Source organism: Pseudoalteromonas sp. EB27, from assembly GCF_001974875.1.
GTDB lineage: Bacteria > Pseudomonadota > Gammaproteobacteria > Enterobacterales > Alteromonadaceae > Pseudoalteromonas.
Genome location: NZ_MTQD01000016.1, coordinates 51,016 through 66,236 on the forward strand (window position 1 = coordinate 51,016; position 15,221 = coordinate 66,236).

Annotated in this window: 15 protein-coding genes; 11 read left to right on the forward strand and 4 right to left on the reverse strand. The window is 38.8% G+C overall.

The genetic code is table 11. The annotated features are described in order from the left end of the window. The first annotated feature begins 78 nt into the window (after positions 1–78). A complete protein-coding gene (locus BW142_RS16870; RefSeq protein WP_076925650.1) occupies positions 79–3,198 on the forward strand; it encodes a TonB-dependent receptor in 3,120 nt (1,039 codons plus the stop codon). Between the two features lie 52 nt (positions 3,199–3,250). Here the strand turns inward: BW142_RS16870 and BW142_RS16875 are convergent, their stop codons facing one another. Continuing rightward, positions 3,251–3,682, reverse strand: coding sequence for a MarR family transcriptional regulator (locus BW142_RS16875; protein WP_076925651.1), 432 nt, complete (start codon positions 3,680–3,682; stop codon positions 3,251–3,253). Positions 3,683–3,834: 152 nt separating this feature from the next. On the opposite strand from BW142_RS16875, the gene hmgA reads away from it, so the two are divergent. Together hmgA and maiA are read left to right on the forward strand one after the other, a co-directional pair. Beyond that, positions 3,835–5,136, forward strand: a complete 1,302-nt coding sequence (hmgA, locus tag BW142_RS16880; RefSeq protein ID WP_076925653.1) for a homogentisate 1,2-dioxygenase — start codon at positions 3,835–3,837, stop codon at positions 5,134–5,136. 2 nt (positions 5,137–5,138) lie between these two features. Further along, complete coding sequence (gene maiA / locus BW142_RS16885) at positions 5,139–5,768, forward strand: maleylacetoacetate isomerase (RefSeq protein ID WP_076925654.1); 630 nt, start codon at positions 5,139–5,141, stop codon at positions 5,766–5,768. 13 nt (positions 5,769–5,781) lie between these two features. On the opposite strand, the gene BW142_RS16890 is transcribed toward maiA, so the two are convergent. Then, positions 5,782–6,015: a TIGR02647 family protein gene (locus BW142_RS16890; protein ID WP_076925656.1), complete on the reverse strand. Its 234-nt coding sequence runs from the start codon at positions 6,013–6,015 to the stop codon at positions 5,782–5,784. Between the two features lie 138 nt (positions 6,016–6,153). On the opposite strand from BW142_RS16890, the gene BW142_RS16895 reads away from it, so the two are divergent. Together BW142_RS16895 and BW142_RS16900 are read left to right on the forward strand one after the other, a co-directional pair. Then, positions 6,154–6,456, forward strand: coding sequence for a DUF1496 domain-containing protein (locus tag BW142_RS16895; RefSeq protein ID WP_076925657.1), 303 nt, complete (start codon positions 6,154–6,156; stop codon positions 6,454–6,456). Between the two features lie 54 nt (positions 6,457–6,510). After that, positions 6,511–6,819 (forward strand): VF530 family protein, encoded by a 309-nt coding sequence (locus tag BW142_RS16900; protein WP_076925750.1) that lies wholly within the window; start codon positions 6,511–6,513, stop codon positions 6,817–6,819. 50 nt (positions 6,820–6,869) lie between these two features. Here BW142_RS16900 and BW142_RS16905 read toward each other — a convergent pair whose 3' ends face one another. Then, a complete protein-coding gene (locus tag BW142_RS16905) occupies positions 6,870–8,489 on the reverse strand; it encodes a diacylglycerol kinase family protein (protein WP_076925659.1) in 1,620 nt (539 codons plus the stop codon). Between the two features lie 350 nt (positions 8,490–8,839). Here BW142_RS16905 and BW142_RS16910 point away from each other — a divergent pair, with 350 nt between their 5' ends. The 6 genes from BW142_RS16910 (at position 8,840) to BW142_RS16935 (ending at position 14,503) form a co-directional block, all read left to right on the forward strand. Then, positions 8,840–9,364 (forward strand): sigma-70 family RNA polymerase sigma factor, encoded by a 525-nt coding sequence (locus BW142_RS16910; protein WP_076925660.1) that lies wholly within the window; start codon positions 8,840–8,842, stop codon positions 9,362–9,364. Further along, positions 9,361–10,044, forward strand: a complete 684-nt coding sequence (locus BW142_RS16915; protein WP_076925662.1) for an anti-sigma factor — start codon at positions 9,361–9,363, stop codon at positions 10,042–10,044. The genes BW142_RS16910 and BW142_RS16915 overlap by 4 nt, the downstream gene beginning before the upstream one ends. Positions 10,045–10,201: 157 nt before the next feature. Beyond that, on the forward strand, positions 10,202–11,794 hold the full coding sequence (locus BW142_RS16920) for a DUF4331 domain-containing protein (RefSeq protein WP_076925664.1): 1,593 nt from the start codon (positions 10,202–10,204) through the stop codon (positions 11,792–11,794). An 11-nt stretch (positions 11,795–11,805) separates the two neighbouring features. Next, a complete protein-coding gene (locus tag BW142_RS16925; protein ID WP_076925666.1) occupies positions 11,806–12,315 on the forward strand; it encodes an Ig-like domain-containing protein in 510 nt (169 codons plus the stop codon). Between the two features lie 53 nt (positions 12,316–12,368). After that, positions 12,369–13,394 carry a hypothetical protein gene (locus BW142_RS16930; RefSeq protein WP_076925668.1) on the forward strand — a complete coding sequence of 342 codons (1,026 nt, stop codon included), beginning with the start codon at positions 12,369–12,371 and terminating at the stop codon, positions 13,392–13,394. Next, entirely contained in the window at positions 13,391–14,503 is a 1,113-nt protein-coding gene (locus BW142_RS16935; RefSeq protein ID WP_076925669.1) for a HupE/UreJ family protein, read from the forward strand. Before BW142_RS16930 ends, BW142_RS16935 begins: the two co-directional genes overlap by 4 nt. Positions 14,504–14,573: 70 nt before the next feature. Here the strand turns inward: BW142_RS16935 and BW142_RS16940 are convergent, their stop codons facing one another. Then, complete coding sequence (locus BW142_RS16940) at positions 14,574–15,197, reverse strand: TetR/AcrR family transcriptional regulator (RefSeq protein WP_024600516.1); 624 nt, start codon at positions 15,195–15,197, stop codon at positions 14,574–14,576. Positions 15,198–15,221 lie beyond the last annotated feature (24 nt).

Below are 15,221 nucleotides of genomic sequence, written 5' to 3' on the forward strand. Positions count from 1 at the left end.
TGAACTTCAACTGTTTATTTTACAAAATTTTAAAATAAAAATATAAAAATTTAATTAATAACTACACGGGAAAATTAAATGAAAACTCAATTACGCAAAACAGCTCTTTCACTTGCTATTGCAGCATGTGTTGGTGTAAGTGGCGCTGCAATGGCTAACGAAACGACCTCTGCAATTAAAGGTCAAGTAATGGGGCCTAACGGTAACCCAGCAGCCGGCACTAAAGTAACAATTTTACACGTGCCTTCTGGATCAGTAAAAACAACTGAAGTAAATGACGCTGGTTACTTTACAGCTAAAGGTCTTCGTGTTGGCGGTCCTTATAAAGTAGTTGTAGATTCAGATGTATACGCAGACCAAGAATTTAATAACATTATTCTTAACATTGGTAACGACTACCCAGTAAACGTTTCTCTTGAGTCACAATCAAGCATGGAACAAATTGTAGTTTCTGGCGCACCAATTAGCTCTATGTCTGGTGGTACTGGTCCAGCTTCTACATTTACGCTAACAGATCTTGAAAATACTCCAGCTATTAACCGTGATTTAAAAGATATTATTCGTATCGACCCGCGTATCACAATTGATGATAGCCGTGGTTCAATTAACTGTGGTGGTGGTAACCCTCGTTATAACAGCTTAACGCTAGACGGCGTTCGTATGAACGATAACTTCGGCTTAAGCTCAAATGGTTACCCTACTATTCGCGCCCCTTTCTCTTTTGATTCAATTGAACAAGTTTCAGCTGAACTTGCACCTTTTGACGTTCAATACGGTGGTTTTACATCGTGTAACATCAACGCTGTAACCAAATCTGGTGGCAACGATGTTCATGGCGCTGTTTTCTACGATTACACAAGCGACTCGTTCAAGGGTGATAAAATTGAAGGTGATGACGTTGATAACGGTAACTATACTGAAAAACGTTACGGCTTCAACGTAGGTCTTCCACTAATTGAAGATAAACTATTTTTATTCACTTCATATGAAAAACTTGAAGGTGTTCAACAGTTTAACTACGATGGTTTAAGCAGTGGCAGTGTAACTGCTGATGATATCTCGCGTATCACAAGCGTTGCTCAAACTGTATATGGTTACGATGTAGGCGGAATGCCTTCAAGTATGCCTGTTGAAGATGAAAAAATCTTAGTTAAACTAGATTGGAACATCAACGAAGATCACCGTGCAAACTTAATCTATAACTACAACGATGGTAATACTGTTTCACAGTCTGATACTGGCTCTAGCCGTGTATCACTATCTAACCACTTTTATGACCAAAGTGCAGAATTCACTTCAATCATTGCATCTGTTTACTCTGATTGGTCAGATGACTTCTCTACTGAAGTTCGTATTGGTAAGTCTGAGCTTGATGCAACAGTACAATCACTAGATGCAGCAAGCAGTTTTGGTGAAATGCAAATTCGTACCGAAGATGGTGGTACAGTTTATATTGGTCCAGATGACTCACGCCAATCAAACGATTTAGATTACGATACAACTACATTTAAAGTTGCAGGTACTTATTACCTAGATCAACATACAATTACTGCTGGTTACGAGTTTGAAGAGTTAGATGTATTTAACTTATTCGTTCAGCATACTGAAGGTGAGTACCGTTTCAACAATGTTGATGATTTTGAAAATGGCATTGCAAGTGCTATTTACTACAACAATGCTGCTGGTACAAATGATCCAAACGATGCAGCAGCCAGCTTTTCATACGCTCAGCATACATTTTACGTGCAAGACGAGTATTCATTCACTGATTTAGATGCAAACATCACGTTTGGTCTACGTTATGACAAATATACAAGTGATGATGTACCTAACTTAAATCAAAACTTTACTGACCGCTATGGCTACAGTAACCAAAGTACATTTGATGGTATCGATTTAATTCAACCACGTGTAGGCTTCCAATGGTACGCTACAGATGCACTTGAAGTACGTGCAGGTGTTGGCTTGTTCTCAGGCGGTAACCCTAACGTTTGGTTATCTAACTCTTACTCAAACGACGGCATTACAAACATTAGCGCAAACCAGTTTGGTTCTATCGACTTGTTCGCAACACCTAATGTAAATAATGGTACTCCAGGATTTGAAGTACCTCAGTCTCAATTTGATGCAGTAGCTGACACAGTAATCGGCTCAGGCGATTCAACTGCAAACGCTGTTGACCCAGACTTTGAAATCCCATCAGAGTGGAAATACTCACTTGGTGCAACGTACACAACTGAAAACGAGTACGTAATCTCTCTTGATTACTTATATTCGAAGAAGAAAGACGCTGCGTTAATGCGTGACATCGCACTTCAAGATTCTGGCGAAACTACATTTGATGGTCGCCCTATTTACGAATCAATTGAAGGTCGTGCAAACGAATACTTACTAACAAATGTTAGCGGTGATAGCGGTGATTCATCAGTTATCTCACTAGCTGTTAGCAAGATGTTTGATAATGGCGTAAGCGTTAACTTTGGTTATGCATATACAGACTCAGACGATGTTAACCCAATGACAAGCTCTGTAGCTGGTTCAAACTACGGTAACATTGCCCTAACTGATCCAGGTAACCCAGGTGTTGCTTCATCTGATTACGAAATTCCACATCGTTTCACTATGACTCTTGGTTATACTCATGAGTTTGTTGATGGTTTTGCTACTCGCTTTAATCTATTCGGTGAAGCATATAAAGGCTTACCATACAGCTACACGTTTGATGGAAGTGATGGTACTTTTGGTGACAACAACTGGAATGGTAACCGCCAGCTATTGTATGTTCCACTTGAAAACGATCCAAACGTTGTTTACAACATGAGTGCTGCTGATATCAATGAATTCAATGAATTTATTGCATCAAATGGTTTAGAACGTGGTCAAACGACTAGCCGTAACGCAGAAAACTCTGATTGGTTTGTTAAGTTTAACTTTAAGTTAACACAAGAGCTTCCAGGCTTTATGGAAGGTCACAAAGGTGAAGCATTCTTTGTAATTGATAACCTTACTAACCTGTTAAACGATGATTGGGGCGTACTTAAGAAAGGTCCTTTCGTTGGTGCTAGCATGATTTCAACATCACTTGATGATCAGGGTCGTTACGTTTACTCTGACTTTAATGCGAATAATGCAAATACATCTGTACAATCAGATGCATCTGTATGGCAAATGCGTGTAGGTCTTCGTTACACTTTCTAATTTAGAACTGTAACCTAAAACATCTTTTAAAAGCCCACTTTGGTGGGCTTTTTTATGCCTTTAATTTGTTATTTAACTTTTCAAAAATATTCACTAGCACTTCGTATTCTTCGTTGGTTAAAGTACTCAGTAATTGTTTTTCCCAATTTAGTGCATCGGGTGTTATTTGCTCATATAGGCTTTGACCTGCTTGGCTCAGCACAAGTAATGCTGCGCGTTTGTCTTGCTTATTTAATTCACTTCTCACTAAGCCTTTGTCTATTAGTACTTTTACCGCGCGCGACACTGTCGATTTATCCATATTTGCTTGTGTGCATAAATCCTTTGCGTTGCTTTGCCCATACTGCGCTAAATTAGCAAGTATTCGCCACTGAGGAATATTTAAACCGTATTTAGTTTGATAAACCTTGGCAAAATCGTTACTTACATGTGTTGCTATATTCGTTAATTGATAAGGTAAAAACGTTGCTAAATCAATTTTCATTTTTGGTTATCCCAGCTTTGTAAGGTTTACTTTGGTGTTCATTAATATTTACACAGATGCGTAGTTGCACATTTGATATTAGTCTCACTTGAGAGTACCTTAACTGAAATAATAATAATATTAAACCAACCCCCCTCTCACAGGAGTCAGTAATGGCGACACAATTAAGTTATATGACAGGTTTTGGGAATGAATTTGAAACACAAGCGCTACCTGGTGCATTGCCAATAGGACAATTTAGCCCACAAAAGGTTAAATACGATTTATACACCGAGCAATTTAGTTCGACTGCATTTACGGCTCCGCGTGCTTCAAATCGTCGCACTTGGTTTTACCGCCTTCGTCCTTCGGTAGTACAAGGTGATTACCAAGCAATTGATAACGGCTTAATAAGAACAGCCCCAATCACTGAAGCCGTAACACCACCAACAATGCTACGTTGGAACCCTATTGATATGCCTTCACAACCTACTGACTTTATTGATGGCTTGGTAACGATGGCAGCTAATGGCAGTGCCAATGGGCAATCGGGTATTGGCATTCATGTATATGTCGCTAATCAGTCAATGCAAGGGCGTTACTTTTGTAATGCCGATGGCGAAATATTGTTCGTCCCTCAGCAAGGTGAGTTATTAATTCACACCGAGTGCGGTAAGTTAAGCATTAAACCAGGTGAAATTGCTGTAATTCCCAGAGGAATTAAGTTCGCTGTTGATTTAATTGACGATACAGCCCGTGGTTATATTTGTGAAAATTACGGCCATGCGTTAGAGCTTCCAGAGCGAGGACCTGTTGGTGCCAATGGTTATGCCAACGACAGAGACTTTCAATATCCCGTTGCTGCCTTTGAAGATAAAGAAGGTGATTTTGAGTTGGTTTCTAAATTTAACGGTAATTTATTCAGCTGTGAAATAAAACACTCACCTTTTGATGTTGTTGCATGGACGGGTAATAGCTCCCCCTATAAATACGACTTATCGCGTTTTAATGTAATGAATACAGTGAGCTTTGATCACCCCGACCCGTCTATCTTCACTGTGCTAACCTCTCCTTCGGCTACTGAGGGTATGGCAAATGTCGATTTTGTGATATTTCCACCTCGTTGGATGGTAGCCGAAAATACATTCCGCCCGCCGTACTACCACCGCAATATTATGAGCGAATTTATGGGCTTGATTGAGGGTGTATATGATGCAAAAGAGCATGGTTTTGTACCTGGTGGCGCAAGTTTACACAATTGTATGTCGCCACATGGACCTGAAGCCGACGTATTTGAAAAAGCCTCAAACGCTGAGCTTACACCACAAAAATACGAAAACACATTGGCCTTTATGTTTGAGTCGCGCTATATAATTTCACCGACAAAATATGCACTAGAAGGTAAAGAACGCCAACCAAATTACACCGATTGCTGGCGTACTATAAAAAAACAATTTACAGGTGCAGAGGATTAGTTATGAAATTATACAGCTACTTTCGCTCATCAGCGGCTTATAGAGTGCGTATAGCGCTTAACTTAAAAGCAATCGATCATAAACTTGCTATTGTTAACCTTTTAAAATCGGAGCAGCTTGGGGAGGAATACTTAGCAACTAATCCCCAAGGGTTACTACCTGCACTTGAAACCGATGATGGTGTTTTAGCGCAATCGCTTGCAATACTGGAATGGCTTGATGAAACTTATCCGCAATCGCCATTAATTACAGGGACTGCGTGGCAAAAAGCACAAATAAGAAATTTAAGCTTTGCCATTGCCTGCGATATTCATCCTGTTAATAATTTACGCGTGCTGAAGTATTTATCAAGCGAATTAGGTGTTAATGACGAGGCTAAAAATAAGTGGTATCGACATTGGATAGAAGTTGGTTTTGAAAAAATAGAACTGATGCTAAACAAAAATGATGACTACTGTTTTGGTAACCAACCAACACTTGCTGACATTTGTTTAGTGCCGCAAGTATTTAATGCACTTCGTTTTAACGTAAATATGAACGTTTATCCAAAAATTGCAGCCATTTACGAACATTGTAATAAATTAGCTGCATTTAATGATGCTGCACCGCAAAATCAACCCGATGCAAATTAAGCTAGTTTAGTAATTAACTTTGTAGCGAGCTATGAATAACCGTAATATGCTCAATTAAATCTAAGCCCAGATCAGTTAAATATCCGCCATCTGGGCTATCTATAATCCCTTTTTCAAATAAACGTTGCGCTGCACTAAGTAAGCTTGGTTCTGCGTCTGAGTGTAATTTAATACCCTGCATTTTACTGTCGCGAGGAAATTTTGCTAATAGTGTGAATTCTTCGATCATTGTTTGATTAAATTGCATTGTGTGCACCTTTTTATTTGAATCTAAGTTGTTCTGTGTGTAACTAAGTTTATAATTAAAATCACTTTGTGTACTTTACACTAGCACGTTTTTTAGCTTAATGTATTATTTTTAACCCACCCTATTTAAAGGCCTCTAATGCGTAATTTTTTAGTTATATGCTTTTGTTTTAGCAGCTTATCGTATTCAATACTCAGTGAAGCAACAACTCTTAAAACCCATTCAATTATTGATGCAAACCAGCTTGTAAGCGAAGGGTCTAGTTGCTGGTACGACAACAAACGCTATAGCGAAGGGGCATTAATACAAATTCACTCATTTACACTTTTGTGCGGTGCTAAAACACCCCAGCACAGTAACAGCCAACTCATTTGGCTTAAAATAGATAAACAAGGTAACGCTATTTACCCAACAGCTCCTAAAACAATCACTGTGAATTAGCGCTAAAAGCTGATTTGAGCTACAATGCACGCAGTTTAAATAAGTAGTATGGCTATGAATAATCAACCTAAAAACCCTTTACATGGGGTCACGTTAGAACAAATACTTGTTGAGTTAGAACAGCGACTTGGCTGGGGAACACTTGGCGAACAAGTAAAAATTAAATGTTTTACTGATCAACCGAGCATTAAATCGAGTTTAAAGTTTTTGCGTAAAACGCCTTGGGCTCGCGATAAAGTGGAAGCACTTTACATTCACACTATTAATAACAAACCTATTCGTAGACCAAAAAGTGCACCGAGAGAAACATCTTCTCAAGCGCCGGATACAACAGGGTTTATTTGGCCATCAATTAAAAAATGATGTAAAAAAGGAGCTAATTTAGCTCCTTTTTTGATTGTAATTAGCGCGATTTATTGCTCTTTGCAAATCACTTTTAATGAGGCTGGCTCAATAGTAATAACGAGTTTGTGAGCAGTTTTAATTTCACCATCAAGTACGTATTTAAGCTCACCTTCGCCTGTAACCTCGACTCTTTTAGCATTTGTATGATGCGAATTTATAGCTAAATGGGTTTGCGTTAAGCTACTGTACATCAGCTCAGCAATACTTAAAACGGTTGTTGAGTTTTCATTATTGGGTGTTAACCAATTGACATCGAGTAACCCATCACTATGATCTGGCTGCCCACCACCTTGAGCCAATAACGTTGTAAAAGGCGCAGCGTTAGCCACAATAAAGCTATTTGTACATATTTCTTTGGGATCATTATCGTCGAGTTTTACATTAAGTAGCTGTGATTTTTGCTCGCCAAAAGCTTCAAAAAAACCATTTAAATAGGCAAGTTGTCCCGATTTATTTTTTGACTCTCTATCTGCTTTTTCAATCATTGATTGCTCAAAACCAATACCCGCTAATAAAAGTACTAATTCATTATTACAATAAGCCGTATCTATTGTGCTTGTTTGACCATCTATAATTAGGTCACAGGCTTGTTCTACTGGAATAAACTTAGAGCTTATACCCATCAATACATGCGCAAGTGCGTTTGCAGTCCCCATTGGGATGATTCCTAGCTTACATTGTGTATTTACAAGTACGCTTGCAACTTCGGCCACTGTACCATCGCCTCCACACGCAATTATAATGTCTGGCTTTTGCGCAATTGCTTGTTTAGCAAGCTCAATACCGTTAACGTATTGTGAAGTAGTCAATACTGTTAAATCGTAATAGGCGGATAACCGCGCAACAATTAAATGCTCTTTTTCTTTCCACAATCGCGTACCCGAAACAGGGTTTGCAATTAAAACAGCTTTGTTTTTAATCAGCAACTCGCCTTTTTTATGGCGCTTAGCTAAATGACGAAGTTGATGCTTATTTAAGTTTGCGGTTTCGCGGGTTTCTTTTATTTGCGCAAGTACTTCATGTACATCTGCATTTTTGTTTTGACTCAATAAATAAGCCGCCATTACAAAAACAGACCGCCCACGGCCTAAGGCGCAATGTACAACTACGCGACGATTTTCTTTAATATGGTGATGTATCCAATTAATAGCCTGATTCAGCTGCGAATGTGAAGGGACACTATGATCAAGCACCGGAATATTTAAGTAATTAAAGTTTTCTTGCGTTGAACTCCACTCTAGACCGTCAAACTCGCACGTTACATCCAAAATCGCCGTAATTCCGTTATCTTTTAATGTGTCTATGTCTGAGGGAAATAATCGGCAAGCTAAAAATAGATTTTCGTTTATTTGTTGAATGGGCGGTACTTTGTCGCGCTTACGTGACCAGGCATTATAAATTTGCACACCAAATAAAAATGGCACAAACGCCCAACGTATATAAAATGGGATCACTCCATTTTCACGTTTTCTAAATATTTTTGCTGTATTAAAAATATATGCGGTACTCACTAATAAAAGTGACAGCGCAGTCCAATAAAAAACAATAGCAAAGTAAACAGAGTTTACTTCCCAACCAATAAAAATAAGTAGTAATGCTAAAAGTGAATAACCAATTGCAGCCCACATAGTCTCTCCTTTGTGTAAATAATTCCGATTTTCTAATTTTAATTTAAACGGCTTTATGTACTCTTTTGCAAATATCACGCCATATAAACGGCATTTTAAATTCAAATTAAAACCATAAGCTATTGATATATAATATTAATAATAAAATAAATTTAAGTGCAATCTGCTCTTTGTGCATTTTTTACAAACATGTGAATAAATTATACTTACACGTCTAAATTTCAAATACTGATCGTTTATTGCTTGTGCTAACGTATAAAGCAGCTAATCTAAAGAGCAATTTAAATTTTTTGCATCCAAATCACACCATCAAACGTTTACTCAATGATAATAAAAAAAACAGGACCCCTATGGATAACGATGATTTACTCCCTCTTTTGTGCGCAACAGCACAAGGAGACAAAAATGCTTTCTCGAATTTGTACCAGCAAACTAGCGGCAAACTTTTTGCTATTAGTTTAAACATGCTCACAAATAGAGCCCATGCTGAGGAAGCACTACAAGATGCTTTTATAAAAATTTGGCATAACGCATCTGAGTATAATGCTTCAAAAGGCACTGTTATAAGCTGGATGATAAGTATAGTAAGGTATAGAAGCCTCGACTCGCTGCGCTATCACAAAGTACGAAAAGAGCAGTCGTTAGGCGATGACGAATATGAGAATGAAAGCATCGACGTTACTTACGATGAAGAAACAAAACTGGTTAATTGTATCGAACAACTTGAGCCGCAACAAAAACAAGCTATTCACTTAGCTTATTACAAAGGGCTGAGCCATAGCGAGTTAGTGGATCATATCGAAACGCCATTAGGTACGGTTAAAAGCTGGATCAGGCGTGGGCTCATGCAGCTACAAAGGTGTTTAACATTATGAATTATAATAAACCCGAACTATTAGACGCACTTGCTGGGCAGTATGTGCTTGGCACGCTTAGAGGGCTTGCCCGTAAGCGTTTTCAACGTCTGTTGCTCAGTTCAAACCAAGCACGTGAAGCAACAAGTATGTGGGAGCAAAACCTAAACAACTTAGCGAGTGCTATTACACCGCAAACGCCACATGACGATGTATGGATAAATATTCTACAGCGCATTGAAAACAGGCCACAAACAAGTAAAACGGTTATACATACTAAGCCTTCTATTTGGCGTACATGGTCTTTTGTTGCAACAGCCGCGTGTATTGTTTTAGCCTTTTTGATTATTCAACCTTCTAATAATGTTGTTCAAACGCAACAAATTGCCTTGGTCCAAAATCAAGATAAGCAATCATTATGGTTTATTGATGTTAACGAACAAGGGCTTTCTATCAAAGCCAGTAGCCAATTGGTTGCTCAAACAAATAAAGATTATGAGCTTTGGATGATTTTAAAAGGGCAAGATGCGCCTATTTCATTGGGTTTACTTCCCAAGCAAGGAAGTAAAATATTATTAAAAGATAACCGCTTCAACGCAAGTGATATTGCATTGCTAGCAGTAAGCTTAGAACCTATTAGTGGCTCGCCAAATGGATCACCGACCGAGGTGTTATACACCACAGAGCTGGTACTTTTATAACCCTTCTATTACGACTAATATTGGCTGCTTGTATAAAGCAGCCAATCCTCAATTTAAGTTTTTAACAAAATATAAAATTAATTTAACTTTTTTGCATCCAATTTAAATCCTGCCCCGTTATTAGCTATGACTTCAATCAAAACTAAAGGACAAAGTCATGAAAGCTTTAACTCCATCAATACTCGCAGTAGTAATATGTAGTACGTTTGTAAGTGCACCAAGTGAAGCATCTAGCCACAGAGAAGCGCCAAATATAAGCCGTTTCCCGACTTTAGATTCAACCGATTTTTATGTATTTAATAGTTACGAACAAGGTCGTGGTGATTTTGTAACACTAATAGCTAACTATATCCCGCTGCAAGATGCATACGGCGGTCCTAATTACTTTGCAATGGACCCAGATGCTACCTACAGCATTCATATAGATAACGACGGCGATGCTGTTGAAGATATTACATTTGCGTTTAACTTTAAAAGCATGCTCCCTAACGACAATCAAGGCGTGCAATTAACAGTTGGACCTGAAGGTAATCAACGCACAGTTTCGGTACCACTTAAAAATGTTGGCGGCGTGGCTGCAGGTGACGACAGCGCAGCAAATTTTAGTGAATCATACACAATGACCATGATTAGCGGCGCGCAGCGTACTGGCGAAACAACGGTATTAAATAACATTGCATCAAACTCAAGCTCATTTTCTAAACCGCTTGATTATGTAGGTGATAAAACATTTGGATCGATGAGTGATTATCAAACTTATGCAGATCAATTTGTTTATCAGGTTTCAATTCCTAACTGTGAGAGCATGGCACAAGTTTTTGTAGGACAGCGTAAAGACCCGTTTGTAGTTAACCTAGGTAAAACATTTGATTTAGTTAACTATGTACCTGTAGAAGGTGATAGCGCCCCTGGTGCTGGTGACGGCGGTGGTTTTCCAGGTGGTATAACGCAATCAGCTGATAATGACGACCTTGCAGATAAAAACGTAACATCAATCGCTATCGAAATACCTAAAAGCTGTATTGTCGGTGAAGGTAACGGCGTAATAGGTTCGTGGACAACAGCAAGCTTACCTCAAGCACGTGTATTAAACCCCAATGCTAAATTTGCTAATAATGCGGTAAACGGTGGTGCATTAACTCAGGTTTCACGCCTAGGTAGCCCGCTTGTAAATGAGCTTGTAATTGGCATTAAAGACAAAGACACATTTTCTACTGCGCACCCTAAAGACGATGCACAATTTTTAGATTATGTATCTCACCCAGCACTACCAGAGTTATTAAATATTTTGTTTAAAGATGCTGTTAATACCACTCTTGGCGCAAACTTAGAAACTCTGGCACCCACTAACTTCCCGCGTACTGATTTAATCACTGCATTTTTAACGGGTTTTGCAGGCGTTAATCAACAAGCAACGGTAACACCTTCAGAAATGCTGCGTTTAAACACAGCTATTGCAGCAACAGCACAAGCTGATCAATCTGCATTTGGTGTAGCTGGCAATGACTTAGCTGGTTTCCCAAATGGTCGTCGCCCGGGTGATGATGTAGTTGATATTGCACTGCGCGTTGTGATGGGTCGCTTATGTCACCCTATTCCTGTAAATGGCGAAGACACTGACTTAGGTCTTTGTACACCAGAGGATGCTAATACGGGTACAGTTCCATTTACTGATGGCGCACCTATTGATGCAACAATGATGGACTCAACATTCCCATACCTTGCAACACCTATTGCAGGATCTAAATAAGGAGTTAACTAATGCGTAATTTAAAAACTACCCATATTTGTGTTCTCCTCAGTGCATTAACATTGGGTGCATGTAGTAGCGATGACGATAAAAAACAACCTACACCGGTTGTAAACACCGCACCTACAGCAAGCGATGCAATGCTAACAACACAAACTGAAGTAAGCATTACCGATATGCTTAACGCAAGCGATAATGATGGCGACTCACTTACTTACTCGTTAACAAGCGAGCCAATGCTCGGTACTGTTAATGTTGACAGTGATGGTAACTTTACTTATACACCTAATATAGAAACAACAGGTTCAGATAGCTTTATGTTTGGTGTAAGTGATGGCGTTAATTCGCAAGTTACTGCAACAGTAAGTATTACGATTGAGGCGCTGCAAGTTGACTTTGCTCAATTTGCAACCGATGCATTTAACCAAGCGCCAAATGCAGAGCCGTTAACTCTTAATGGTCGGGTGTTTACAAACACTGATACCGATGTTGATGGATTAATTTCTACAAGCGGTAACTAACCAAGTCATTAAGCTGACAGGCCATGGATGGCTTTTTTCAAAGGATATTTATAATGCATTTATCAGTACTTAAACCCCTCACTATTATTGCTATTTGCTTAACCTCTTTCGCGGTGAGTGCGGCTCCTTATACTCCAAAAGATGACGCAGTTATTGCCTCAAGCAATTCAACACTTAGTGCCTCTCTCTCTGTTGACGAAATAAATACTTTAGTGACTAATAGCCAATATGCAGGCCAAACAGAGCGCTTACAAGGGCTACTTAAAACCCGCTTAGCTCAGTTATATAACCAAACACCCACGTCTCAAATTGGTTACTTATATGCTCGTGTTTTACAAAAAGAGCACCTTTTTGACGAAGCAATTAACGTTGCCAACAACGTTTTGATTACCGAGCCAAAGCACAGTAATAGCCATTTGTTGCTGGCCAATATATTGATGACCCAAGGTGAATTTACAAAAGCAAAACAACACTGTGTTGCCTTGATTGGTCAAGTAAGCACCATTACTGCTAGCACTTGTGTGCTAGACGTACAAAGCCAGCATGAAAGTGTTTTAGACAGCTACCAAACATTAGTTAAAATTATAAACAATAACCAAACTAGTTTAGCTACAAACCATGTTTTAAGTGAAATGAGCTACCGTCTAAGTAACTACAAGCAAGCTTTGTCTCACTTACAAAGCGTAGATTTAGTTCAAGCTCCTGTGAGCCTCATTGTGTTATGGGCCGATATTCAAATTGCGCTAAATCAACCTCAACAAGTATTAAATACATTAAGCGTACTGCTTCCAGATAAAAGTAATTTAGAAGATGCTATTTTGCTAAGGCTTTCAATCGCAGAAAAAAAACTAAATAAACGCGATAAAAAATGGCAAAATACAATGGCGAAAAGAGTTACACTTAGAGAGCTTCGTAAAGATTCTTTTCATGCGAGTGACTTAGCTAAATATTACCTTGATGTACAACCAAATCGTGAAAAAGCACTTTACTGGGCTCATATTAATTGGCAACAGGCTAAAATGAGCACCGATGAGCAATTACTTATTAAAGCAAAAGCGATGCAACGAGATACACTATGAAAACGCCTTATCTATTTATACTCACTTTAATGCTGTGTATTTTCTCAACTTACAGCTTTTCCCATCAACTAAGTACAAGTTATATAACCCTAAATAGCAAGAACGATAACGACACCAACAAAAGCCAATACACGGGTACCTGGCAAGTTAATATCGCCGACTTAGAGCACACAGTGCCTCTGGATTTAGATAAAAACGGTCAAATTTCGTGGGCAGAAATAAAAGCAAAACGCAGCTCAATTAATAACTTCATTACAGAAAGTTTAAATATCACGCAAAACGCGCAAGCATGCCCTTTAAAAAGTGAAGGTATCTATCAGCTAGATAACCATTTTAACCAGCCTTATTTGGTTATTCCGCTGCTGTTTAGCTGCAATGATAGTGAAACAATCTCTCTTTCGTATTCTGCTTTTTTTAAAACCGATGCTAATCATAAATCTGTCGTAAATATAAACGGTGTATCTCGTGTATTTAATATAAACGAGGCACAACAAACATTTAGCTTTGAAAAATCCAGTTATTTAAGCACGTTCAATCAATACGTTTATCAAGGTGTTTTACATATTTGGATAGGTATTGATCATATTTTATTTTTAATCGCCCTATTACTTACCTGTGTTTTAAAACGTAGTAACAAAACATGGCAAGGTATTAGCTCTAAAAAACACATTATTAAACACACAGCATGGATAGTAACCGCGTTTACGCTTGCGCACTCTATTACGCTTACAGCAACAGCTATGAACTTAGTCTCGCCAAATAGTCGCTGGGTAGAGCTTGGAATTGCTATATCGGTTTTATTTGCAGCATTAAATAATGTGTGGCCATTGGTACTTCGTTTAGGGTGGCTTACTTTTGCTTTTGGTTTACTGCACGGCATGGGATTTGCGAGCGTACTTGGTGAGCTTGGCTTGTCGAGTGACTATCAGTTATTGAGCATTTTAGCATTTAATTTAGGTGTCGAAATTGGTCAGCTCAGTATATTACTGGTTGCGCTGCCAATACTCATTTATGTACGAAACTACACCTGGTATAAAAAGTGGTTAATGCCAATGGGCTCCGTTGCCATCGCAATCATTGCACTTCAGTGGTCAATCGAGCGCTTTTAAATAGCCCAAATAAAAAAGCTAGCCAAAATATTGGCTAGCTTACTTTTTAGTTTATCTATTTTGCGCTTTACTATGCTTTATCAAATGGCATTAGTAATGTTTTCATCGCAGGGCGAAGCGCTATTAACACTGTTTTTTCGGTTAGCTCAGGGTAGAGTAACTTTCTAAGTAATAACCCTGCCATCATCGAAAAAATAACATTAATTCGACTTTCAAGTTCAAGCTCATCAATGTCTTTGAGCGCACTTCGCTCGCTTGTTAAAAGCTGTCTCATGCGCCCGCGTGCTTGAGTATCCATATCACGTAGCAATGAAGCTACTTTAACATTTCGACCTGCTTCAGCCATCATATCTAAGTCAACTACACATGCCCCTGTGTCCATGTGCCTCTGAACACCAATGTTTAAGCCATCTAAAAGAGCTGCTAAAACATCACCAGGGTGATCTTCAAACTGTTGGAAGATAGAAAACATTTCTTCCATGTCTTTTTCAATAATGCTTTCTATAATTGCTTCTTTACTTTCAAAGTAATTATAAATATGGCCCGCACTCATCCCTGCCGTTTTAGATATTTCAGCCATGCCTGCACCGTGGTAACCTTTTCGGCGAAAACACTCTGCAGCAGCTGTTAGTATTTGTTCGCGCCTAGCTTGCGCTATAGCGGGATCTGTTTGCCTTTTTGCTTTAGGCTTCATGTTCAACTCCACTACCAAGTCATA